Origin of the sequence: Bacteroides sp. ET225 (genome assembly GCF_024733745.1) — a bacterium.
Taxonomy (GTDB): Bacteria; Bacteroidota; Bacteroidia; order Bacteroidales; family Bacteroidaceae; genus Phocaeicola; species Phocaeicola excrementipullorum.
In genome coordinates this window covers 61754-84367 of the sequence record NZ_JANRHN010000015.1, presented here as the reverse complement: position 1 = coordinate 84367, position 22614 = coordinate 61754, and the positions used below count along the sequence as shown (strand labels likewise).

Below are 22614 nucleotides of genomic sequence, written 5' to 3'. Positions count from 1 at the left end.
AAAATAATATCAAGTACAGAACCTTTAGTTTCATACTTCAAAAACCTAAAAGGAAAATCCCGATTCTATATTTTCCGGACTGCACGAATACACTTTATCTTCACACCGTATCTTTGTCACTATATTAAAGCCGTTTATATTTTGACTGATTCTTTCACAATCTCCAATAGAACTGGTGCAGGAAACCGAACCTCCCGCACAGTTTAATGATACTGTACAAGAAACATCACCACTGCCACCAAAAATCCCTTTCATCTCTTTTTCTGAAAGAACACTTGCATTTTTCAATTTCAAAGTTCCTAACTTTTTCATAATTTAAAATTTTAAGTTATTATTCGGGCTTCTATTTTTTACAGCCGCATTTCAGCCCTTTCAATACAGCCTTATTTCTATCAATGTTTCTCGTAATTGGGGAAGTTAAACAATCAGTTATTTTCATATATCGACTTAAGATAATATTCTATCACGCTGCTGTGCTGTAACACATGAAGTATTTTGCCGTTCCTATCTATCAGAATCCCGAAAGGAATTCCGCCAATCTTATAGGCTTCCCTTATGTTTTTATCTTCGTCCGGAGACAATATGCACACATCATTGGCCCATTCCCGGGTATCCTTATTGACATAATTCAGCCAGGAGCGGCGGTTCGTATCCAATGACAGGGCAAGTATCCCGAACCCTCTGCCGCCGTATTCCTCATGCATCCTCTTCATGGTGGGGTCCAAAGCGATGCAGGGACCACACCAGGTGGCCCAGAAATCGATGAACAGCAAATCATATTTACCTATAAAATCTGAAATCCTGCACGGATGCCCGTCTTTGTCTATCAGATTATAGTCTATAAAACTCGAACCTATAAGTTCTGCATGTCCCCTTGACCTATTCCATACAGTATAAGCCTTTTGAATGTCATCCCGGTTCTTGTCCGTTTCTGAAAACAGGCTGTACAAGTCGCCGGCATAGATGTCAAGCTCAATGCCCGAATACGTCATAGCATCCTTTATAAAAAGTTCGCGTCCAAGCCCGTCATGCACATGCTTTTTCTTGAAGCCGAAACGAAACCTCCACAGTTCGCTCCATAGTTTCCTGTACAGATTCTCATCTGTGACTCCGAACATCTTTCTATAAATTACGTTCGTGCTGTCACGAAACGCCTTATACTCATCATTGAAGGACGAACGGACCACGGACTTCGGTTTCAGATGAACGTCAATCTCGCCTTTCAGGTACACATCCGCATACAGTACCGTATCCGGACTGTTTCCGACCGAAACCAAAGATTCTTCGTATATGTATTCCGGACCAGCAAAACTGAAGTGTCCGTCTTTCACGTAAGTGGAGTCCACGGAACGGATTGAATTCCCCACAAAAGTGAACAGGGTTACAAGCGAGCCGTTGTAGGAACCGGCCACCGTACCGTTTATCCTGAATGTGGCACCATCTGCAAACAAACATGCGGGAAATGCAAACATAAGGCAGACTATGATACAAAACTTATTCATTCCGGGCATTCTCATTGTCATCGCGCGTTTGATAGATTAATATTCCCATCCTGTATTTCTCACCGTACTTCTTTATCGACTCCTTCTTGTCCACCGAACCGCCGACCTGCACATAATCCGGTTTCCGGTTTCCAGATATAGTGTCAAAAACAAAATAATAAGGCACCTCCCTGCCATCTAAAAGAATTGTCATATTCCTTGCATCATAGGAAAAGGAAATGACGGAATCCGTTGGGACGGACAACCCGCTTCCACATGGCCGGGCTGAAAGGGCCGCCACGGAAAACAACATTAACACAAATCGTTTCATAAGCATAAATTTTCAATATCTACAAAATTTCTCTGATACAATGCTATAAAGTTAATGATTTATTTATCAACTGATACAAAACATGGATCTAAAATGGCGGCAAAATCGTCTGAATGGAAAATGGGACATTCATATCCTTCTTCCGAACGATTTTGCCAATACATCTGTTTCCTGACATTCTCGGACTGCCAACAAAATAAAAACGCAGCAAAGCAAGTTTGTTAGCAATTTAATTTGTACCTTTACAGATACTCATTATTTATAACCACTTAAAAAAGAAAAATTATGAAACACACAATGCCTCTGCTTCCTTATCCGATGGAAGCACTTGCTCCGAAAATGAGCAAAGAAACAATTGAATACCACTATGGGAAACATCTGCAAACCTATGTGGACAACCTGAACAGACTGACAGCAGGGACACCCTACGAAAACGCTCCGCTGGAAGAAATGATACGCACCGCTGAAGGAGGAATTTTCAACAATGCCGCACAGACTTGGAACCATACGTTCTTTTTCGAGTCTTTAACGCCCTCACAAACTCCGGTTCCGGCTGAACTTGCAGAAGCGTTGGCCAAAGATTTCGGTACTATAGAAAAATTTCAGGAACAGTTCACCCAGGCAGCAACCGGACTGTTCGGATCGGGATGGACATGGCTGGTAAAAGACAATCAGGGCAAGCTGTCTGTCGCAAGCGAACAGAATGCAGGAAACCCGCTGCGCAAAGGACTTACTCCCCTGCTTGTCATCGATGTATGGGAACATGCCTACTACATTGACTACCGGAACCGCCGGGCAGCCTATATAGCCGCATTCTGGGAGCTGGTCGACTGGAACAAGGTTTTGGAACGGCTAAAAGCTTAAAGCCAGACTGCAGTACAACAGAACAGGAATCGGGCGCGCCAAGATACATGACACACTCCCTTAGACAAATAAAAAAATCCCGACCAGAACGAATCCGGTCGGGACAATCTATAAAGTATTTACAGATAATAAATCAAGCTTCTTCTGCTACCACTTCGAAAGGAATTTCTACAGAAACTTCCTTGTGAAGTCTTACAACAGCCGTATAGTGGCCAACTTCTTTCACCTGATCCTTGATTACGATAATCTTGCGGTCGATGTTATGACCCAATTTCGCCAGTTCCTCAGCAATCTGAAGGCTGCCGACAGATCCGTAGATAGAACCTGTTGCACTTACCTTTGTCGCGATTGTCAATGCAACATCCTTCAAAGATTCTGCCACAGCTTCAGCATCCTTCTTAATCTTCTCCAGTTTGTGAGCACGCTGCTTCAGTTCTTCAGCCAGCATCTTCTTTGCAGAAGGAGAAGCCAGGATAGCCTTGCCAGTCGGAATAAGATAGTTGCGTCCATAGCCATCCTTTACGGTTACGATGTCATTCTTATAGCCCAAGCTAGCTATATCTTCTTTCAAAATTATTTCCATACTTATTCCTCCTTTATTTATTTCATCATATCAGTTACGTAAGGCAGCAAAGCCAAATGGCGGGCTCTCTTAACAGCCTGCGCAATACGACGCTGGAACTTCAAAGAAGTACCTGTAATACGGCGCGGAAGGATCTTGCCCTGTTCGTTCAAGAATTTCTTCAGGAATTCAGGATCTTTATAGTCAATGTACTTGATGCCATTCTTCTTGAAACGGCAGTATTTCTTCTTCTTAACGTCTACTGAGGGCGGAGTTAAATATCTGATTTCCGATTGTTGCTGTGCCATGATTAATTTTCCTCCTTTTTAGTTGATTTTAAACTTCTTCTCTTAGCTGCATATTCAGCCGCATACTTGTCTAATCTGAATGTCAGGAAACGGATCACGCGTTCGTCACGGCGGAAGTTCACTTCCAGTTTTGAGATTACAGACGGATCGGCTTTAAATTCCAACAATTGATAGAATCCTGTAGACTTCTTCTGAATCGGGTAAGCCAATTTGCGCAAGCCCCAGTTTTCTTCATTGATAATCTCAGCACCCTCCTGAGTCAGGATAGCCTTGAATTTCTCTACCGCTTCCTTCATCTGAACATCAGACAAAACGGGAGTCAAAATGAAAACGGTTTCGTATTGGTTCATACTAGTTCGTTAATTAATTATTAATATTAAATTTCAATTGCGGCGCAAAGGTACGTTTTTTTCTCTAACAAACAAAGAATTACGTTCTTTTTCTCAAATAAAGAATCTTAAACGGGGCGGCAGAAACATTTCATCCAACCGCAAAATGTCTTATCTTTGCACCTGCCGCTAAAACAAAAATCAATGATTGAACAATTCAACTTTGACATCCAGCTCATTTTCGCCATCCTCAACGGAAAGGTGTCGGCCGCCATCAACAGAAAGCTTCTCAGGAACTTCAGACAGAACGGACTAGACATAACGCCGGAACAATGGACGGTCCTGCTATACCTGTGGGAAAAAGACGGTGTCGCACAACAGGAACTTTGCAATGCCACATTCAAGGACAAGCCGAGCATGACACGGCTGATAGACAACATGGAACGGCAGCAGCTGGTTGTCAGAATGTCTGACAGAAAAGACCGGAGAACCAACAAGATCCACCTGACAGCCACAGGAAAAAATCTGGAAGAAAAGGCCCGATTCATCGCCAACAAGACACTGAAAGAAGCGCTGCACGGCCTGACACTTGAAGAACTGAAGGTCAGCCAGGAAGTCCTGCGCAAGATTTTCCACAACACCCAGTCCTAGCAGACGCAAAAGGAGAGAAGAAAAGAGGATGCGCCCCAGCACCTCTCATGCCGGCACATCCTCATGTTTTTTTCAGTCATTATCCGGAGTAATGAGCTTGTAGCCTTTTCCGTGGATATTGATGATTTCAATCGAATCGTCTTCCTTCAGATGCTTGCGGAGTTTGGTGATATACACATCCATGCTGCGCGCATTAAAGTAGTTGTCATCAATCCAGATAGTTTTGAGCGCAAAGTCACGCTGCAGAATCTCGTTGGCGTGAGCGCAGAGCAAGCCAAGCAGTTCAGATTCTTTGGTCGTCAGCTTGGTCTGCTTGTCCCCAATAGCCAGAATCTGCTTCTGCGTATCAAAGGTAAACCGTCCGATCTTGTAGACCGTGCATTCCTTGTTGCGCTTTCCGCGCACGCGGCGCAAGATGGCCTCAATACGGAAAGTCAGCTCTTCCATGCTGAAAGGCTTCGTTATATAATCGTCCGCACCGATCTTGAATCCCTCCAGAATATCTTCCTTCAACGTCTTTGCGGTGAGGAAAATAATGGGAATCTCCGCGTTTGCCTGACGGATTTCCTGCGCCAAAGTAAAGCCGTCTTTCTTAGGCATCATCACATCCGTTACAACCAGGTCGTATTTATTTTTCAAGAAGGCCTTGAAGCCGGTTTCTCCGTCCGGAAACAGATCTGCAGAATAACCTTTCGCCTGCAAATATTCTCTCAACAGCATGCCAAGATTCTCGTCATCCTCGCACAACAAAATACGTAATTTTTCATCCATAAACTATTCGTCTTTAAATAAAGGTAATACAATAATAAACTTAGTCCCCACATTCAGTTCACTCTCAGCACGTATCGTGCCCTTGTGATCTGAGATGATCTTCTTCACATAGGCCAGTCCAAGACCGAATCCCTTCACATCGTGGCGGTTTCCGGTATGAACGCGATAGAACTTTTCAAATATCTTCTTCAGGTCTTCCCTCTTGATTCCGATTCCGTTGTCTTCAATAGAGATGCACAGCTTGTTTGCTTCATTCCATGTCCGTATCTTCAACGCAATGTCCACATCCGGACGCTTGTATTTCACCGCATTGTCCAGCAGATTGAACATTACATTTGTAAAATGCATCTCATCCACAAAAATGATGGGGTCTTCAGCGGCTAATTCCGCGTCCAAGGTTCCTCCACTGCTCTCAACCTTAAGGCGGAAGGTATTCACCACCCCGTTGATAACCTCATGCGCGTCAACCTCCTTCTTTTTCAGCGTCACGCTCTGGCGTTCAAACATCGACATCTGGAGCACCTTCTCCACCTGGAACCTCAAGCGCTTGGTTTCGTCATTGATCACGCCCGAGATATGCTTGAACATTACCGGCGATTTTCCAACCGCAGGGTCATTCAGCATCTGTGCGGCAAGAGAGATGGTAGATATAGGCGTCTTGAACTCATGAGTCATATTGTTGATGAAATCATTCTTTATCTCAGTCAGCCGCTTCTGGCGGAAAATGATGTATATCGTAAATATAAACGTTATCAGCAGCACCAGCGTAAAGATGATTGAAGGAATCATGAAACGCACGGAACTGAAAATATAATCGTCGAGCGTAGGGAAAAAGATGTTAACAAATCCCATCTTCGCAGGAGGATCATTTTCAAAAAGCAGGCGCGAATAAACCTTCTCTCCGTCATACGCATAGTCCGAACAGCGGTAAACTTTTTTGCCGTCGCGGTCGGTCACCGAAAAATGATACGGAATGTCTATCCCGTTATTGAACAGTTCCGACTTCAGGAAATGGTCCAGCTGCTTGAAATTGACACGCTCTTTCAGCGGCTTGTCACTGGCTGTATACAATATGTTGTAAATAACCTCGTTCAGAAGCTCGCGCTGATAAATGTAGCGTTCCTTCACGATTTCCTGCAAGGCGCGTGATGTCTGCGGTATTGTCTTGCCCGTAGATATTATCACCTTGGGAACATTTGCCGGACGGCTCATGATCGTCTTGAGCTCGAAAGTAGAATAAGTAGACCCGTCAGGAGCTGTGATGGTATACTTGTGGTGTTCGACCACGTTCTCTCCCACTTGCTGCTTCTGCTGCTGGCTGCCGCGGGAAACAAGCCCGGAACGCTCCTGCTCGATGACATCCTTCTCCAGGTATTTCTTCGTTTCAACCAGTTCCAGATTATGCACGGCCTTGACCAGACTGCGGTTCACACCTTCCTCAAACTGGCCCCGCCTCATCTTGACCATCTCTTCTATATAGCTGACCTGCAAATACAGCAGGCTCAAGAAAGACAGTCCCATAATAACACCTAATATCCAAATTGTAGACTTTTTCATACAGACAAAATTAACGGCCAAACAAATAACTGTTACCGGAGTTAACAAGTTTTAGACCTACATTTTTCTTATATTAACCCAATATTCCATTTTAGTTAACAGAATACGCACTAAGCAACAAAAAGCAGTTCACTCACCTGCAAAAATAATATAATTTTAAACTAAGAACAAATAAATAGCCGCAATTGTTTAAGTCTGTAAAGGGAAAAAGGCTGCATTTCTTTCAAACACAGCCTTTTCACTTTTTTAATCTATTTGTTATGTCCGGTCAGAAAAAGACAAATCACATGTCATCCTTTTCCTGCTCTTCAAACTCTTTCATCAGTTTGTTCTGAACATCGGTCGGCACAAGTTCATAGCTTGCAAATTTCATGATGAACGACGCGCGGCCTCCGGTCAACGAACTCAGCGAGGTTGAATAGTTTGACATCTCTTTCAAAGGAACTTTAGCCAGCAGCTTCTCATAGCCTTTTTCGCTGCTCATGCCGATAATCATGCCTCGTCTGCCCTGCATGTCGCTCATCACATCTCCCAGCTTCTCGCTCGGCACAAACACTTCCACATCATAAATCGGTTCCAGAATCTTCGGTCCGGCATTCTTGAACGCATCGCTGAAGGCATGGCGGCCGGCAAGCATGAACGAAATTTCATTGGAGTCAACCGGATGCATCTTGCCGTCGTAAACGATGACACGCACATCGCGCGCATACGAACCGGTCAAAGGCCCTTGCTCCATACGGCTCATGATACCTTTCAATATGGCCGGCATGAAGCGCGCGTCAATCGCACCTCCGACCACACTGTTAACAAACACTAATTTGCCGCCCCATTCAAGGTCCACCGTTTCTGTACCCTTCACGGTAATCTTGAATTCCTGACCGTTGAACTTATATGTATCCGGAGCAGGCATACCTTCGTAATAAGGCTCTACAATGAGATGAACCTCACCGAACTGTCCGGCACCGCCCGACTGCTTCTTGTGGCGGTAATCCGCACGGGCCGCTTTGGTAATCGTTTCACGATAAGGAATCTTCGGCTCGAGGAACTGCACCGAAAGCTTTTCATTGTTTTCCAGACGCCACTTCAAGGTGCGCAAATGGAACTCGCCCTGGCCGTGAACCAGAATCTGCTTCAGTTCTTTCGACTGTTCGACAACCCATGTCGGATCTTCCTCACGCATACGGTGAAGCACGGCCATCATCTTTTCCGTATCGGCCTCGTTCACCGCCTTGATGGCGCGGGTATATTTCGGATTCGGATATTTGATGAAATTGAAACGGTTGTCGCAATCTTTTCCGTTCAGCGTGTTTCCGGTCTTGACATCTTTCAGCTTCACCGTACAGCCGATGTCGCCGGCCCGCAGCTCGTCTACCTTTTCACGGTTTGCACCTGCACAGACATAAAGCTGGGCAATACGTTCTTTTGACCCTCTGTCGGCATTGGTCAGGTCATCTCCTTCATGAACCACACCGCTCATCACCTTAAAATACTGCACATCGCCGATATGAGGCTCAACGGCTGTCTTGAAGAAATAAAGCGAAGTCGGCCCGTTGGGATCAGGAGGAACAGGCACGCCGCGCGTATTGTGTACGGGAGGCATTTCGTCGACGAACGGAACCACGTTGCCCAGAAATTCCATCAGACGCCGCACGCCCATATCCTTTCCGGCGCATACGCAGAACACGGGGAACATCCCGCGTGCAGCAAGCCCCTTGCGGATGCCTTCGCGCATCTCGTCTTCAGTCAGCGAATCCGACTCAAAGAATTTCTCCATCAACGTTTCATCGTGTTCGGCAGCGGCTTCCACCAGTGTCTTGTGGCACTCCTGCGCTTTCTCCATCTCTTCGGCAGGAATGTCTTCTATGGTTGGAGCACCTCCGTCGGGGCCCCAAGAATATTTTTTCATTAAAAGTACATCAATCAACGCATTGAAGTCCGGCCCTGTAGACAAAGGATACTGAACCGGAACAACTTTAGAGCCGTAATTTTCCTTCAGCTGTTCGAGCACATGGTCAAAGTCACACTTCTCGCTGTCGAGCTGGTTCACCAGGAAGATGACGGGCTTTCCCAGCTTCTCCGTATAGCGGAAATGGTTCTGCGTACCCACTTCCGGCCCATACTGACCGTTCAGCAGAAGAACGGCCGTATCAGTCACATTCAAGGCTGTAATTGCGGCACCCACGAAATCGTCGCTTCCCGGACAGTCAATGATATTCAGTTTCTTGCCGTTCCATTCCACATGATAAACGGTAGAAAAAACAGAGTAGCCATATTCCTGCTCCACCGGGAAATAGTCGCTCACCGTATTTTTGGCAGTAATCCTGCCGCGGCGTTTTATAATGCCACTCTCATAAAGCAACGCTTCAGTGAGAGTGGTCTTACCTGCACCGTCATTGCCAAGCAGGGCAATGTTCTTGATTTCGTTCGTCTGATATACTTTCATGGTATTTCAAGATTTGATTTGTAAAAATAAGGATATGCTTTTCATATCTCTCGAATAAACGATTCGCAAAATAGAGATTAAAATCGGAAAAAGCAACAGAAACGGCAGTGTTACTAAACTATGTTTTCGGACATAAACCGCAGGCGCGGGAATACGCAGATTGTCGAAACCGGAATGTTTCTGTGGACATTCATCCAGTCGGGGCATACTTCCACGTTCCCAATCCTTGTATGTCATTGAATTTCGTCTTTTTACGCTTCGGAAATTCTACGAACCAGCACGTGAACCATACGGACCACATGTGTGAACCATACGGACCACCTATATGAACCGTACGGACCACGTATGTGATCCATAGATTTTTTTTCGGAAAGCAAAGAAAAACGTCACGGCGGAAAGCCAGAAACAACTCTCCTTCAACCGCCTCACTTGCCCATGCCGGAAATAATGGCTAACTTTATCGGCCGAAACAGCAAGAAACATGTGCTATGGCAGGAATCTATATCCATATCCCCTTCTGCAAGAAACGGTGCATCTACTGCGACTTCTTCTCTACCACACAAAGTGAAAAGAAAGCCGCATACATAGAAGCGCTGTGCCGCGAACTCATACTGCGCAAAGACTATATCGGAAACGAACGGGTGGAAACCGTCTATCTGGGCGGAGGAACCCCGTCCCAACTGGCCGACAAGGAGCTTGCAGCCATCTTCAATACAATATATAAGGTTTATCGGGTGGACGGCGAGGCGGAAATCACGCTGGAAGCCAATCCGGACGACCTCCGTCCCGACTATATCCGCATGCTGCGCACGCTTCCGTTCAACCGGATCAGCATCGGCATGCAAACTTTTCAAGACAAGATACTGAAGATGCTGAACCGCAGGCATACGGCGGAACAGGCGATAAATGCCTTCTACGAATGCAGAGAAAACGGGTTTCAGAACATCAGCATCGACCTGATGTATGGACTTCCGGGAGAAACGGAAGCAATCTGGACGGAGGACCTGCAGCAGGCTATCTCCATGAAACCGGAGCACATTTCGGCCTATCATCTTATATATGAAGAGGGAACGGTCATGTGGAAGCTGCGCGAAGCGCACCGGATAGAGGAGGCGGATGAGGACCTGAGCGTCAATCTGTTCACACGGCTCATCCATACGCTGAAGCAAAACGGATACGAACATTACGAAATATCCAACTTCTGCCTGCCCGGCTATCACTCGCGGCACAACTCGAGCTACTGGACCGGCAAGAAATACCTGGGATGCGGTCCGTCTGCCCACTCCTACAACGGAGAATCAAGGCAATGGAACATCGCTTCTTTGGACGGATATATAAAAGGAATAAAAGAAGGAACGGAAATTTCTGAAAAAGAAGAGCTTGACTTATACACGCGCTACAACGACTTTGTGCTCACATCCATACGCACAAGCCGCGGAATGCCTCTGAACAGACTGAAAGCAGGATTCGGTGAAGAACTGTACAACTATTGCCGGCAAATGGCACAGCCGCATCTGGCGCAAGGAACCATGGAAATCAGCGAAGAATCGCTGAAGCTGACCGAAAAGGGCATATTCGTTTCCGACGGCATCATGAGCGACCTGATGTGGGTGTAGCAAAAAGCCGGATCATGGCAGCTTTCCGCCACAATCCGGCCTTATTTCTTGCAATGACTCTCTGATTATTTTGCCAGACTATATACAATATCCATAATCTGCTTGCCCAACTCGTCGGCTTCCTCCATGGTAGAAGCTTCAGAATAAACGCGGATAATCGGTTCGGTGTTGCTCTTGCGCAGATGCACCCACTTGTCGGGGAAATCAATCTTCACACCGTCAATGTCATTGATTTCTTCATTCTTGTACATTTCCTTCACTTTGGCAAGAATAGCATCCACATCCGTTTCGGGAGTCAGGTCGATACGGTTCTTGGCTATGAAGTAATTCGGATAAGTGGCGCGCAGTTCGCTCACCTTCTTTCCTTCGTGTGCCAGATGGCTCAGGAAGAGAGCGATTCCTACCAGCGCGTCGCGTCCGTAGTGCGATTCCGGATAAATGACTCCGCCGTTGCCTTCGCCTCCGATAACAGCCTGTGTCGCTTTCATTTTGGTCACCACATTCACTTCACCAACAGCCGAGGCATTGTACTGCATGCCGTATTTACGGGTAACGTCGCGCAGGGCACGGGTAGAGCTCAGGTTAGAAACCGTATTGCCCGGCGTATGTTTCAGCACATAGTCGGCAACGGTCACCAACGTATATTCTTCGCCGTACATGACACCGTTCTCGCAAATGATAGCCAGACGGTCAACATCCGGGTCTACAACGAAAGCCACATCGTTCTTTCCCTGTTTCATCAGGCCCATGATGTCGCCCAGATTCTTTTCAAGCGGCTCCGGGTTGTGCTGGAAATCACCGGTCGGTTCGCAATACAGCTTCTCTACATGCTCCACTCCCAGACGCTCAAGCAGTTCCGGCAAAATGATACCTCCAACCGAGTTCACACAGTCGATGGCAACACGGAAATGCGCGTTACGGATAGCCTCAACGTCCACCAGCTTCAAAGCCAGCACGCTGTCGATGTGCTTCTGGTTATAGGTATTGTCCTCCGTATATTTTCCAACATGGTCAATGTCTGCAAACTCAAATTCTTCGGCGGCAGCTATACGAAGCACCTCGTTGCCTTCCGCAGCATTCAGAAATTCCCCATGTTCGTTCAGCAGTTTCAGCGCATTCCATTGCTTCGGATTATGGCTGGCAGTCAGAATAATGCCTCCGCACGCTCCCGACATGGTTACAGCCAGTTCCGTTGTCGGTGTAGAGGCCAGTCCGATGTTCAATACATCAAATCCCATCCCCATCAATGTACCGCAAACTACATTCTTCACCATTTCTCCAGAAATACGCGCGTCACGTCCTACCACAATCTTGTTGCTCGTCTTGGTGGTTGTTCTGCGAATCAAGGTAGCATAAGCCGAAGTGAATTTCACAATGTCTAAAGGATTCAGTCCTTCACCGGCGTGGCCTCCGATTGTGCCGCGAATACCGGAAATTGATTTGATCAGTGTCATAAGCTAAAAAGATTTAAACTATATGGTTAATGAATTGTCATCCAATCGTCAGTACAGATTATATGCAATTTCGTAATAGCACGGATAAACATATTGTTGCGCCGTAGACGTCCCTTCACTATGAGGCACAATGAGCTTGACTCTTGCCTGCTGGTCGGAACGGGAAGTGCGCGAAGGCTTCAGATAGCGGAGCGGAATCAGCCAGCCCGACGGAACAGCCACCGTACCGTAGCGTCCGTACATGCTGTAATTGTCGCTTCGGGTAAAAGAGGCCGAATAAGATCCGTCGCTGATGGTCAGCTTGAAGTCCTCCCCTTCAATATAATAGTCAGGGTTCAGAATGTGCATGTTGGCCATCAAGGTGTCACCTGCCTCAAACATCTCGCTGCGCGTCTGCAACGCCACTTCCACAAAGCGGGCGATCATGTCATACGAACCGTCCGAAAGGACTTCCTTTCCGTTTCCTCTATAAGACACATGCATATAAACGCCGCTTTCTTCAAGCAGCACGTATTCGTTGTCAGCAAGATTCGTCGAGTCTTGAGCGGCAAACTCCGCCTCGCTGATAACCTTGATGTCATTCTGGTTAATGTAACTGTTGATGGCATCTGCCTCATCTTCTTTCATCTCTGCGTATGTTTTTCCGTTATCACAACTCTGAAGTCCTGACGACAATGCGACAACCACCAGCAATAAATAATAAAATTTCTTCATTTCAAGTCGTTTTCTGTGGACAAATATAGCGAATTCCATTCACAGGAAACGCCTTATTTTGTCCAATAAAGTCTAATATTGTCCAATAATAAAATCCAGTTTAATTCTGCAGCAGAAGATTCTCGTACTTGACCAGCGCCCGCTTGAAAAGTTCGATGGCCTCATCCATCGTTCCATAGAACTCTCCGCCGGAAGCATTCAGATGGCCGCCGCCATTGAAGTACTCGGCAGCCACTTTGTTGCAAGGGAACTTGCCGACAGAACGCAGCGATACCTTGATCATATTTTTCTCTGTATCTTCCCGCAAGAATACGGAAAAGCAGATCCCCTTTATCTGAAGCGGCATGTTGACAAAACCTTCCGTATCACCTTTCATATACTGGAACTGTCCCTGCTCGGCCTTTGTCAGCCAGATCAGCGCTGAACGGAACTGGGCAAACACCTGCATCTTCTCATAAAGCACGTATCCCATCAAGCGGAGGCGGCCTTCTGAGTATGTGTTGAACACCCTCCGGTAAATTTCATCCTTGTCGATGCCTTTCGACAGCAGTTCACTGATAATGAAATAGATTTCCCTGCTGTTCGAGTTGTAGGTGAAACCGCCCGTGTCTGTCATCATGCCGGTATAAATACATTCAGCCCCCTCAAACGAAATATCGTCAAAGCAGCCCATGCGGCAAATCAAGCGGAAAACCAGTTCGGACGTTGAAGAAATTTCAGGATGCGAAATGGTCACATTGCAAAAAGGCTCCGGATCCAGGTGATGGTCGACCATCACTTTCCTGCCGGGAGCCTCGCCCACAACTTTACTCATTTTATCAATACGCGACAGAGCGTTGAAGTCAAGACAGCAAATCACATCGGCCTCACCGATCAATTTGTCTGCAAACTCCGCATACTTGTCATAGCGTATGATATCTTTAGCGCCCGGCATCCAGCGTAGGAAGTCCGGAAATGCATTAGGAACAATCACATTGACGGTCTTGCCTTGAGAAGAAAGGAAATGATACAAGCCCAATGAAGAACCTAAAGCATCGCCGTCAGGAGAAACGTGTGTCACAATCACAAGCTTGCCTGCACGCTCGAAATAGGTTTCCACCTTGTCAATGTTAGCCTGAAGTATTACTTTTGACAACATATATGATTCTTAATAATCTGTTTGACTGTTAGAAGGAGCAAAAGTACAAATTAATTTTCAGAAACTACAACAGAATCAGACAAGAACCTTCCTTGGACAAATCCGTATAAGATATTTTAAGCAATTGGCATTCACGAATCAGACGATCTCTAAGATACTCGCTCAAGGACGAGTCTAAAACAACCGAACGGATGTCAAACATGCGTGCCAGCATTGAAACGCTGCCCTTAAACCCACGGCAGATATAAACATAATCCAAAGACAAACGGATATCCGAGGTTTTGTTCTGCCACATGTCCGACTTCATCACCCCGACCCTTACTCCTCGGATATTAAACACCCCGTCGGCCGTCTGCTGCAAGGTCAAGGTGTTGCCGCATTTCGTATAGACTCCGGATCGGGCAAAACAAAGGTAGCAAACCGACGGCCTTGACACTTCATACAGGCATGTAAGCAGAAACAGAACGGAAAAAGACAGGGTTACAACCACCTCCCGGCCGCGCTTCAGGCCGGTTACAGCCCAGATTCTGTAAAACAGACCCAAAATGATATACAACAGCAAGACTTGAAGTCCGGATACATGCAATGACGTGATCTGAGCTCCCCATAACTGCCGCACCTCCGACATCGAAAGATTCAGCAACGATGTAGAAAGGTCGACAAGCCAAATGGCGGCGGTGCCAATGACGGGGACGGAAAACAAGACCAAAGCAGCCAATGTTCCTCCAAGTATGCAGACCGAAAGCGGAGCCACCACCAGATTGGCCAGAAGAAAATAAGAAGGGAAAGCCCCGAAATACAGAAGAATCAGCGGAAAAGTTCCCAACTGCGCAGCCATCGAAAGAGCCAGAACATCCCACACATACTTGCAAAAAGAATTGCCTGCCTTCAGCAGACCAGAAAACAACGGATAAAAGAGAAGTATTGAATACACTGCGACGAAAGACAGTTGGAAACTGATGTCAAACAGATAGAACGGATTGAACACCAGCATCACGAAGGCTGTCAGACTCACGGCAAAAACACCGGAATAGGCATCTTTCGACAAAAGAGATGACAAAATATACAAGGAAAACATGATTACAGAACGTATCACAGGAGAACTCAGCCCGGAAACAAAAGCAAAAACCCACAAAAAGAGAACAATCAAAACCAAAGAAACAGAACGGCCGCCTTTAAACCGTTTCAACGGACGGAACAAAAAGAACAGAATGCCTGTCAGAATGGCAATATGAAGTCCGGACAACGAAAGCACGTGGCTCGCTCCTGTCGCGCTGTACACATCTTCCAGATCAGATGTCAGCCGGGTGCGGTCGCCCACTGTCAGCGCGGAAACCACAGCAAGGACATCTCCTTCCAGTCCCCACTCCTGATATATCCCGACAATACGCTGCCTCACAAGCAAAGCACGTTGTGACACCGCAGGCTGATTCTCCCCGAACGCACGGATATCACCGGAGAAAGCTATCCCTGCCCCGCTGATTCCCTGCCTCATCAGATAATCCCCATAGTCAAATCCGCTTAATTTTTCCAAAGACACCGGACGTGATATCTTTGCGTAAAAACAGATGCTGTCGCCGCACTGAATCGGACGGGACGCAGAATCCGGCATCCATGACAAAAGAACCGACCGCCCGACCGGCTCTTTTTCAGTCCGGCAGACAGTATCAAACGGATTCATCTGACAAACCACATCCACTTTGGCCTGCATCGTTTTTCCGCGCGGATACGGCACATCCTTCACTTTGCCCCAATACAACATTGCTTTGTCTTCCCATCCGAACTTCACTTTTTCACGCTCGGCCAGAACCAGACCGGCTCCCAGGAAGAAAAAAGCAAGTCCTGACATATACCCGAACAAGTAACGTCTGCCAAATGAAAAAGTCCGGAGCACGGCTAAAGACAATACCGAAAAAAACAGGAAACAGCCAAGAAGACATATCCATGAAACGACTCCCGACAGCAGCCTGTCAGACAAAAAAATTCCGGCTGCCAAAAAAACTGTCAGCCGGAATATAGGATAAGTCGTTAAAGAAGAATCAATCCTCACTCTTTTTCTATGCGTTCTTTAATTGATGAATCATTTCAATCATATCAGGAGCCTTAAAAACAGCGCTTCCCGCAACCAACACATCAGCTCCCGCTTCCGACAAAAGCGGCGCAGTCTGCAAATTCACGCCGCCGTCTATTTCTATTAACGCATTCGACCCGCTTCGTGCTCTCAATTCGCGAAGTTCACGTATCTTATTTAAAGTATGCGGAATAAATTCCTGCCCGCCGAAACCCGGATTCACGCTCATCAGCAGCACCATATCCAGATCTTGAATGATGTCAGACAGCATTGCTACCGGCGTTGCAGGATTAAGCGTGACCGCAGCTTTCATTCCAGCTTCCTTTATCTGCTGAATGACACGGTGCAGATGCGGACATGCCTCATAGTGCACATTCATCATCATTGTGCCGAGATCTCTGATCTGAGAAATGAATTTGTCCGGGTTTACAATCATAAGATGCATATCCAAAGGTTTCTTGCTGATAGCGGCAACAGCTTTCAGAACCGGAAAGCCAAAAGAAATATTAGGGACGAACACGCCGTCCATCACGTCCAAATGAAGCCAGTCTGCTTCACTCCGGTTAATCTGATCCAGGTCTTTCTCAAGGTTGGCAAAATTTGCAGATAACAAAGAAGGGGCAATCTTCAAGTCATTTCTCATATCTTCAATCATCAGTTGGGCTATATTTGAAGAACAAAGTTAAACATTCTTTTTTTATTTACCAACCAACCGGCACTTATTTATTGCCCGAAGCTGAAACGCATTCCCAGTTGCAAATTAAAATTGAAAGGATGTTCTTTGCGGATGGTTTCAATGCCGCTTTTGTCATCAAAATAGTATGCGACTCCCGGTTCGACATACAGACCGACCTGCTTCGTAAAGTTTACCTGCGCACCCAAAGCCGCCATAACCGACCATTGCAGCGGATCGATATCCAAAGACTCAGACTCCTCATTGCGCAGCCCGCTGCTGGTGACATAGGCTGTCTTCACCTTGCCCGAAACACATTTTTCAACAGCCCCGCCTGCCAGTCCATAAAAGGCAAACCGGTCGTTTTTCCAGATAGAGCGCTGAACTTTCAAGGGGATACCCACGTAATGAAGGCGCTGCTCCTGTTCCATATATGCAGCTTCTCCCGAACGAGAGTCAGAAACCAGCAATGTATACATCAATCCTGTTTCCAACGCCCAGTCATCGTTGATATTCCAACGGAAAGAAGCGCCAACCGTTACCGGCAAATGATGGTTGACATCAGTCTTTGTTTCAAGTTCACGATTTTCAAACAGAACCTGGCTGTATGCAGCGGTCTTGTCGTCCATGGACCCCATCAGGTTTCCCACCCGATGTGAAGATACGGCAGCCAGACGTCCCATCCCGCTATAAGTGGAAGAAGAAGACACCGGCGTATTCCCCGCCAGTACACCCATTGAAAAGCCCTTCCGTTTTTTCGATTCCTTTGAAACAGAAAACAGTTCGTAGGCGTTGCGTTCCATCACTTCTCTGTCGACAGAGCGTCTTGCCTTTATGCTTTCTTCGTCAGAAGACGATTTACTGTCTGAGGTTTCTTTTTCATCCTTTTCCTTTATGCCGGGAACTTCTTCTGCGACAACAGACAAAGCCGACGGCACCGGAGTATTTTCTTTCGCATCTGATTCTCCGATGCGCGCGTTTATCGAAGGAGCGGCAGAATGAACGGCAGAAGACGGCGATGCCGTTTCCCGTCCGCTGTCCGGTTTCTGCACATCCGCCAAACGATATTCAGGCAAAGCGTCTGGACGACTCTCTGCCATTTCAGATTCAGGAGCCAGCAATTCCTCTGCAACCCTGTTTTGTTCTTCAAGGTTGAAAGATGGAGATACCAAAAACCATACGGTCAGCGAGGAAACGAGCAAGACCAGCACTACCGCTGCAGCCCGCCACCTTACTCCGAACGGAACAACTTTTGGCGTGTTCAATTCCGTTTCCAGTTCCTCCCACAAGCCGTCAGGAAGAGGCTCAGAATAATCCTCCATCCGCTTATGCAGATTCTCTATCCATTTTTCCTCGTTCTCCTGTTTCATGAATTATGCTCCTTTCTATACTCCTTAATCTTACGTGCCATCAACATTTTCGCCCGATAGAACTGTGATGATGACGTATGTTCCGTAATGCCTAATATGTTAGCTATTTCCTTGTGGCTTTTTTCTTCGAACACATAAAGATTAAACACCGTACGATAGCCGTCTGGCAGTTCGCTGATCATCCGCATCAATGCCTTCCGCGGAATGTCGCTCACCCCGTCATTCTCATCAACCACATCAGGAACTTCTTCTACAAGCACTTCCTGCTTCGCCATCTGTACATGTTTACGCAGGTATCCCAGCGCCTCATTCACCATCACCCGCGACAACCATGCCTTCAAAGAGCCTTGCCCCTGGTACTTAAACTGTCCGATAGACTGATAGATGCGTAAAAAGCCATCATGCAGCACGTCACAGGCGGTTTCTCTATCACCGATATAACGAAGACATATAGCCAACAACGAACCTCCATACTGCTCATACAATTCTTTTCGAGCCTGATTGTCCGCCTGTTTACATTTAAACGCCAGTTCTTCTTCCGTCATATCCGGTCCGTTCTTTGATTATTAAATGAATGAAATGCAAAAATACTGCACGTTTACCAACTATTTTTCGCATTATGCTGTTTTAACAAAAAAAGATGCAGTAATCTCCCCGTAAAATTATTTTTCATATAGAACAAAAAACATATTCGCATGATTTCCACAAAAAACATAAGCTGCATCTTTCTTCTGTTCGCATCCGGCATTATGCTGCCGTCATGTTTTGACAACGACAGCAACGACATGTACGAAAGCGAATTCGGTTCGTATTCTACATTAGGAACAATTACAAGTACAGACAAACTGCTGATCGAATCAGACACCTACGGTCTGCTTGAGCCGGTCAACGCTTTTTCCTTTGAAGACGAGAAGGCAGACAGCACAGGCCAAAGGGTATTGCTGGACTTCAACTTCATTGAAAAAGACCCTCTGATTTATCCGGACAGCATACAGCCCGTACAAGCCGTCCATTTATATAAGGTATTGACCAAGCCTGCAAACGACGTACGCACAAACGGAACAGACACGCTGCCGGATTTATCGCCGTACGGAAACGATCCCATACAGATCAACACCGCTACTATCAGCAAACATCATCTCAACATTCAATTTTATGTGTTAGGATACTATGCAGATATAGCACACCGCATCAGCCTTCTGCTCACCGACGAGAGCAAACTCGGCGAGGATGGCATGCTGACAGTGGAACTGCGCCACAACGCGGAAAGCGACTTGCAGAAAGAAGCCTTTTGGGGAGTCGTTTCATTCGAACTGTCCAGCATTCCGGAATGCAACAGCTCCCAATTCAAGGGATTCAAGATAAAACACACAGATTTCACCTATGCCTCAGCCGAAGAAGATGTGACATTCGCTCCTACGAACGCACGAAGCAGGATGATTCCAAGCAATGCCCGTCCCCTGCTTACCAAAGAATGAATGCGACAGTCTGATCATCTGACAAAGGCATCGGCTGAATGCCTGTAGCCTTTCATGAAATCAGCGATTCCCATTCTTTTCTTCCCAGCAAGCTGCAAGGAAAGTACATTCAGATAGCCGTCGGAGGTCGCAATATGCAGGTAAGACTTTCCGTCTGTTACAAACGCACCGGGTTCTAAAGCATGATCTGCAAAAATCTTTTGCGTTTCAAACAGCTTGAGGGTTGAAACCGTTTCTCCTACATGAAATTCTGTCCATGCGCCGGGATAAGGAGAAAGGCCGCGGATGAAGTCATAAATACGCTTCGTCCCCTGTGTCCAGTCAATCCGGCAAGTTTCCTTGAAAATCTTCGGCGCCGGATGCAGTTCTCCGGACAGCGGAACGCTTTCTTGAGGAACTGTCTTTACATTTCCGTCCAGAATCGCATCCACAGTTTTCAGCACCAGGTCACCGCCAAGCCGCATCAGCTTGTCATAAACCACACCTACATCATCTGTGTCAGCAATGGGAATCCGAACCTGATCAATAATTTCTCCCGTGTCTATTTCGTGCTTCAAGAAGAACGTAGTAATTCCCGTTTCGGTTTCCCCGTTGATTACCGCCCAATTGATCGGAGCCGCTCCACGATACTGAGGAAGCAACGACGCATGCAAGTTGAATGTTCCCAGACGCGGCATCGCCCAGACCACCTCGGGCAACATCCGAAACGCCACCACAATCTGCAAGTCAGCATGCAGGCTCTGCAGTTCTCCGATAAAAGCCTCGTCTTTCAGTTTCTCCGGCTGGAGCACTTTCAGTCCCTGAGATACGGCATATTGCTTGACCGGACTCGGCTGGAGCACACTGCCATGCCGCCCCATGGGCTTGTCGGGCATTGTTATTACCGCCACAACATTATATCCGCCTTCTACAAGACGCTTCAGGCTCTCCACCGCAAATTCGGGAGTGCCCATATAAACGATTTTCAAGTCTTTCTTTTCCATAAACACTTCTTCTTTATCACTCGGCCGAAAGGTCCACCATCATCTGCCGGTAAGTGCTCAGCACTTTTGATTTTGACACACAGCCGATATACTTATTGTTTTCATCCACAACAGGCAGATTCCATGAATTTGTCGAATCAAACTTTTCCATCACCACTTCCATCGAGTCGGTCGTAATGATTCTTGCCTTCGGCACCACCATAAACTCGGCCACATGATAACGGTGATACAGCTCCTGGCGGAAAATGATGTTACGGATGTCATCCAGCACCACCACCCCAATCAGCTCGTTCCGGATATCCACCACAGGAAACAGATTCCGCCCCGACTGCGAGATGGTCTTCACCATCTGCGCCAAATCCATATCCGGACGCACAGTCAGGAAGTCCGTTTCAATCACACTGTCCATATTCATCAGCGTAAGCACCGCCTTGTCCTTATGATGCGTAATCAGTTCGCCGCTTTTGGCCAGACGCATCGAATAAATGCTATGCGGTTCAAACACAATGATCGTCAGATAGGCGCAGACCGAAACAATCATCAGCGGAAGAAAGAGGCCGTATCCTCCGGTCAGTTCCGCGATAAGGAAGACACCGGTCAACGGAGCGTGCATCACGCCGGACATCAAGCCGGCCATTCCCATCAGCGCAAAGTTCTTTTCGGGAATATACGTGTTGCCTATATTAAATTCGTTGCACACATACGAAAAAACAAACCCTGCAATACAGCCAAGGAAAAGGCTCGGTGCAAAGATACCTCCGCATCCGCCTCCTCCATTCGTGGCGCTCGAAGCGAACACCTTGAACAGAATGATCAGAATCAGATACAGAACCAGCAGATGGGCATTGCCATAAAACAACGAATTGTTCATCACCGTTTCCCAATCAGAAATCGAAGCTCCGTTCAGAAGAAGCGAAATCGTATCATAGCCTTCGCCATACATCGGCGGGAAAAGGAATATCAGCACGCTCAGCATCGCACTTCCGATAAGGAACTTCACGTAAGGATTCTTATATCGCCTGAAGATATCTTCAATCCAATTCATCGAACGGGTAAAATACCAGGCTACAAGCCCGCAAAAGATTCCCAGCGCAATGGCATACGGAATACGTTCCAGCGAAAACGGATAATCGAGGTGGAACTGAAACATTGCCTCGGTGCCGGTAAGCAAATAAGAAACAGACGCCGCGGTCACGCTGGTGATAAGCAGCGGAAGCAGAAACGCCATTGTCAAATCCATCATCAGCACCTCCAGCGTAAACACCACACCGGCAATGGGCGCCTTGAAGATGCCAGAAACAGCTCCGGCAGCACCGCATCCCACCAGCAGCATCAGCGTCTTATGGTCCATACGGAACAGACTTCCCAGGTTGGAGCCGATGGCTGAGCCTGTCAATACGATCGGAGCCTCGGCACCCACAGAACCTCCGAAACCGATGGTTATGGCCGAAGCGCATACAGACGACCAAACGTTGTGGCGCTTGATGCGGCTCTGCTTGCGCGAGATGGCATACAGAATCTTGGTCACTCCATGGCCGATATCATCGCGCACGATTTTACGGATGAACAGGCCGGTCACGAAAATGCCCACCACGGGATAAACCAGATACAGCCAGTTTGCGCCAGTCGTATCAAAGTTTTCTGTCAGAAACTCCTTGATATATTCCACTAGGAATTTAAGGATATAAGCCGCAAGTGCCGTAAAGATTCCTACAAGAAAGCTCAGAAGCAGGACAAACTGCTTGTCTTTGATGTGCTTCTCTCTCCAGAGAAGAAGATTTTGAAGAAAATTGTTCTTTTCATCAGTCGTTTTCATCGTC

At 46.9% G+C, this 22614-nt stretch carries 22 protein-coding genes; 4 read left to right on the top strand and 18 right to left on the bottom strand.

The annotated features are described in order from the left end of the window. Positions 1–45 precede the first annotated feature (45 nt). The 3 genes from NW212_RS08330 to NW212_RS08320 form a co-directional block, all read right to left on the bottom strand. Complete coding sequence (locus tag NW212_RS08330) at positions 46–312, bottom strand: TIGR04149 family rSAM-modified RiPP (RefSeq protein ID WP_258338186.1); 267 nt, start codon at positions 310–312, stop codon at positions 46–48. 113 nt (positions 313–425) lie between these two features. Beyond that, on the bottom strand, positions 426–1502 hold the full coding sequence (locus NW212_RS08325) for a TlpA disulfide reductase family protein (protein WP_258338185.1): 1077 nt from the start codon (positions 1500–1502) through the stop codon (positions 426–428). Continuing rightward, positions 1495–1695: a hypothetical protein gene (locus NW212_RS08320; RefSeq protein WP_258338184.1), complete on the bottom strand. Its 201-nt coding sequence runs from the start codon at positions 1693–1695 to the stop codon at positions 1495–1497. The genes NW212_RS08325 and NW212_RS08320 overlap by 8 nt, the downstream gene beginning before the upstream one ends. Positions 1696–2097: 402 nt before the next feature. On the opposite strand from NW212_RS08320, the gene NW212_RS08315 reads away from it, so the two are divergent. Further along, the gene (locus tag NW212_RS08315; RefSeq protein WP_258338183.1) at positions 2098–2676 is read left to right on the top strand and encodes a superoxide dismutase; all 579 of its coding nucleotides are present in this window, start codon (positions 2098–2100) and stop codon (positions 2674–2676) included. A gap of 133 nt (positions 2677–2809) precedes the next feature. Here the strand turns inward: NW212_RS08315 and rplI are convergent, their stop codons facing one another. From rplI to rpsF, 3 genes are read right to left on the bottom strand one after another with little or no spacing between them, the layout of a single operon-like run. After that, positions 2810–3259, bottom strand: a complete 450-nt coding sequence (gene rplI / locus NW212_RS08310) for a 50S ribosomal protein L9 (protein WP_258338182.1) — start codon at positions 3257–3259, stop codon at positions 2810–2812. A 17-nt stretch (positions 3260–3276) separates the two neighbouring features. After that, entirely contained in the window at positions 3277–3546 is a 270-nt protein-coding gene (gene rpsR, locus NW212_RS08305; RefSeq protein ID WP_191710081.1) for a 30S ribosomal protein S18, read from the bottom strand. Positions 3547–3548: 2 nt separating this feature from the next. Beyond that, complete coding sequence (gene rpsF, locus NW212_RS08300; protein ID WP_258338181.1) at positions 3549–3896, bottom strand: 30S ribosomal protein S6; 348 nt, start codon at positions 3894–3896, stop codon at positions 3549–3551. Positions 3897–4079: 183 nt separating this feature from the next. On the opposite strand from rpsF, the gene NW212_RS08295 reads away from it, so the two are divergent. Next, positions 4080–4526 (top strand): MarR family winged helix-turn-helix transcriptional regulator, encoded by a 447-nt coding sequence (locus NW212_RS08295; RefSeq protein WP_258338180.1) that lies wholly within the window; start codon positions 4080–4082, stop codon positions 4524–4526. Between the two features lie 72 nt (positions 4527–4598). Here the strand turns inward: NW212_RS08295 and NW212_RS08290 are convergent, their stop codons facing one another. The 3 genes from NW212_RS08290 to NW212_RS08280 form a co-directional block, all read right to left on the bottom strand. After that, positions 4599–5297, bottom strand: coding sequence for a response regulator transcription factor (locus NW212_RS08290; protein WP_258338179.1), 699 nt, complete (start codon positions 5295–5297; stop codon positions 4599–4601). Between the two features lie 3 nt (positions 5298–5300). Continuing rightward, complete coding sequence (locus NW212_RS08285) at positions 5301–6854, bottom strand: sensor histidine kinase KdpD (RefSeq protein WP_258338178.1); 1554 nt, start codon at positions 6852–6854, stop codon at positions 5301–5303. Positions 6855–7137: 283 nt separating this feature from the next. Then, the gene (locus NW212_RS08280) at positions 7138–9297 is read right to left on the bottom strand and encodes a translation factor GTPase family protein (protein WP_258338177.1); all 2160 of its coding nucleotides are present in this window, start codon (positions 9295–9297) and stop codon (positions 7138–7140) included. Positions 9298–9785: 488 nt separating this feature from the next. On the opposite strand from NW212_RS08280, the gene hemW reads away from it, so the two are divergent. Beyond that, positions 9786–10913 (top strand): radical SAM family heme chaperone HemW, encoded by a 1128-nt coding sequence (gene hemW / locus NW212_RS08275; RefSeq protein ID WP_258338176.1) that lies wholly within the window; start codon positions 9786–9788, stop codon positions 10911–10913. Positions 10914–10978: 65 nt separating this feature from the next. Here hemW and glmM read toward each other — a convergent pair whose 3' ends face one another. From glmM to NW212_RS08240, 7 genes are all read right to left on the bottom strand, one after another. Further along, complete coding sequence (gene glmM, locus NW212_RS08270; RefSeq protein WP_258338175.1) at positions 10979–12367, bottom strand: phosphoglucosamine mutase; 1389 nt, start codon at positions 12365–12367, stop codon at positions 10979–10981. Positions 12368–12415: 48 nt separating this feature from the next. After that, positions 12416–13081: a DUF4827 domain-containing protein gene (locus NW212_RS08265; RefSeq protein ID WP_258338174.1), complete on the bottom strand. Its 666-nt coding sequence runs from the start codon at positions 13079–13081 to the stop codon at positions 12416–12418. 100 nt (positions 13082–13181) lie between these two features. Next, positions 13182–14219, bottom strand: a complete 1038-nt coding sequence (locus tag NW212_RS08260) for a bifunctional oligoribonuclease/PAP phosphatase NrnA (RefSeq protein ID WP_258338173.1) — start codon at positions 14217–14219, stop codon at positions 13182–13184. 64 nt (positions 14220–14283) lie between these two features. Next, entirely contained in the window at positions 14284–16269 is a 1986-nt protein-coding gene (locus NW212_RS08255; RefSeq protein WP_258338172.1) for a ComEC/Rec2 family competence protein, read from the bottom strand. Positions 16270–16276: 7 nt separating this feature from the next. Then, positions 16277–16945, bottom strand: coding sequence for a ribulose-phosphate 3-epimerase (gene rpe, locus NW212_RS08250; protein ID WP_375337973.1), 669 nt, complete (start codon positions 16943–16945; stop codon positions 16277–16279). A gap of 68 nt (positions 16946–17013) precedes the next feature. Further along, the gene (locus NW212_RS08245) at positions 17014–18333 is read right to left on the bottom strand and encodes a PorT family protein (protein ID WP_258338171.1); all 1320 of its coding nucleotides are present in this window, start codon (positions 18331–18333) and stop codon (positions 17014–17016) included. Beyond that, positions 18330–18878, bottom strand: coding sequence for an RNA polymerase sigma factor (locus NW212_RS08240; RefSeq protein ID WP_258338170.1), 549 nt, complete (start codon positions 18876–18878; stop codon positions 18330–18332). The genes NW212_RS08245 and NW212_RS08240 overlap by 4 nt, the downstream gene beginning before the upstream one ends. Positions 18879–19028: 150 nt before the next feature. Between NW212_RS08240 and NW212_RS08235 the strand changes: the two genes are divergently transcribed. Next, positions 19029–19811 carry a NigD-like C-terminal domain-containing protein gene (locus NW212_RS08235; RefSeq protein WP_258338169.1) on the top strand — a complete coding sequence of 261 codons (783 nt, stop codon included), beginning with the start codon at positions 19029–19031 and terminating at the stop codon, positions 19809–19811. Between the two features lie 14 nt (positions 19812–19825). On the opposite strand, the gene fmt is transcribed toward NW212_RS08235, so the two are convergent. Further along, positions 19826–20794 (bottom strand): methionyl-tRNA formyltransferase, encoded by a 969-nt coding sequence (fmt, locus tag NW212_RS08230; protein ID WP_258338168.1) that lies wholly within the window; start codon positions 20792–20794, stop codon positions 19826–19828. A 16-nt stretch (positions 20795–20810) separates the two neighbouring features. Beyond that, positions 20811–22610, bottom strand: coding sequence for a chloride channel protein (locus tag NW212_RS08225; RefSeq protein ID WP_258338167.1), 1800 nt, complete (start codon positions 22608–22610; stop codon positions 20811–20813). Between the last annotated feature and the right edge of the window lie 4 nt (positions 22611–22614).

Coding starts and splice junctions, on each gene's coding strand:
- NW212_RS08280 (WP_258338177.1), bottom strand. CDS start 9,297: ATGAAAGTATATCAGACGAACGAAATCAAGAACATTGCCCTGCTTGGC.
- hemW (WP_258338176.1), top strand. CDS start 9,786: ATGGCAGGAATCTATATCCATATCCCCTTCTGCAAGAAACGGTGCATC.
- rpe (WP_375337973.1), bottom strand. CDS start 16,945: ATGATTGAAGATATGAGAAATGACTTGAAGATTGCCCCTTCTTTGTTA.
- NW212_RS08225 (WP_258338167.1), bottom strand. CDS start 22,610: ATGAAAACGACTGATGAAAAGAACAATTTTCTTCAAAATCTTCTTCTC.
- NW212_RS08285 (WP_258338178.1), bottom strand. CDS start 6,854: ATGAAAAAGTCTACAATTTGGATATTAGGTGTTATTATGGGACTGTCT.
- rplI (WP_258338182.1), bottom strand. CDS start 3,259: ATGGAAATAATTTTGAAAGAAGATATAGCTAGCTTGGGCTATAAGAAT.
- NW212_RS08330 (WP_258338186.1), bottom strand. CDS start 312: ATGAAAAAGTTAGGAACTTTGAAATTGAAAAATGCAAGTGTTCTTTCA.
- NW212_RS08235 (WP_258338169.1), top strand. CDS start 19,029: ATGATTTCCACAAAAAACATAAGCTGCATCTTTCTTCTGTTCGCATCC.
- NW212_RS08265 (WP_258338174.1), bottom strand. CDS start 13,081: ATGAAGAAATTTTATTATTTATTGCTGGTGGTTGTCGCATTGTCGTCA.
- NW212_RS08260 (WP_258338173.1), bottom strand. CDS start 14,219: ATGTTGTCAAAAGTAATACTTCAGGCTAACATTGACAAGGTGGAAACC.
- NW212_RS08295 (WP_258338180.1), top strand. CDS start 4,080: ATGATTGAACAATTCAACTTTGACATCCAGCTCATTTTCGCCATCCTC.
- rpsF (WP_258338181.1), bottom strand. CDS start 3,896: ATGAACCAATACGAAACCGTTTTCATTTTGACTCCCGTTTTGTCTGAT.
- NW212_RS08290 (WP_258338179.1), bottom strand. CDS start 5,297: ATGGATGAAAAATTACGTATTTTGTTGTGCGAGGATGACGAGAATCTT.
- NW212_RS08245 (WP_258338171.1), bottom strand. CDS start 18,333: ATGAAACAGGAGAACGAGGAAAAATGGATAGAGAATCTGCATAAGCGG.
- NW212_RS08320 (WP_258338184.1), bottom strand. CDS start 1,695: ATGACAATTCTTTTAGATGGCAGGGAGGTGCCTTATTATTTTGTTTTT.
- glmM (WP_258338175.1), bottom strand. CDS start 12,367: ATGACACTGATCAAATCAATTTCCGGTATTCGCGGCACAATCGGAGGC.
- NW212_RS08240 (WP_258338170.1), bottom strand. CDS start 18,878: ATGACGGAAGAAGAACTGGCGTTTAAATGTAAACAGGCGGACAATCAG.
- NW212_RS08325 (WP_258338185.1), bottom strand. CDS start 1,502: ATGAATAAGTTTTGTATCATAGTCTGCCTTATGTTTGCATTTCCCGCA.
- rpsR (WP_191710081.1), bottom strand. CDS start 3,546: ATGGCACAGCAACAATCGGAAATCAGATATTTAACTCCGCCCTCAGTA.
- fmt (WP_258338168.1), bottom strand. CDS start 20,794: ATGGAAAAGAAAGACTTGAAAATCGTTTATATGGGCACTCCCGAATTT.
- NW212_RS08315 (WP_258338183.1), top strand. CDS start 2,098: ATGAAACACACAATGCCTCTGCTTCCTTATCCGATGGAAGCACTTGCT.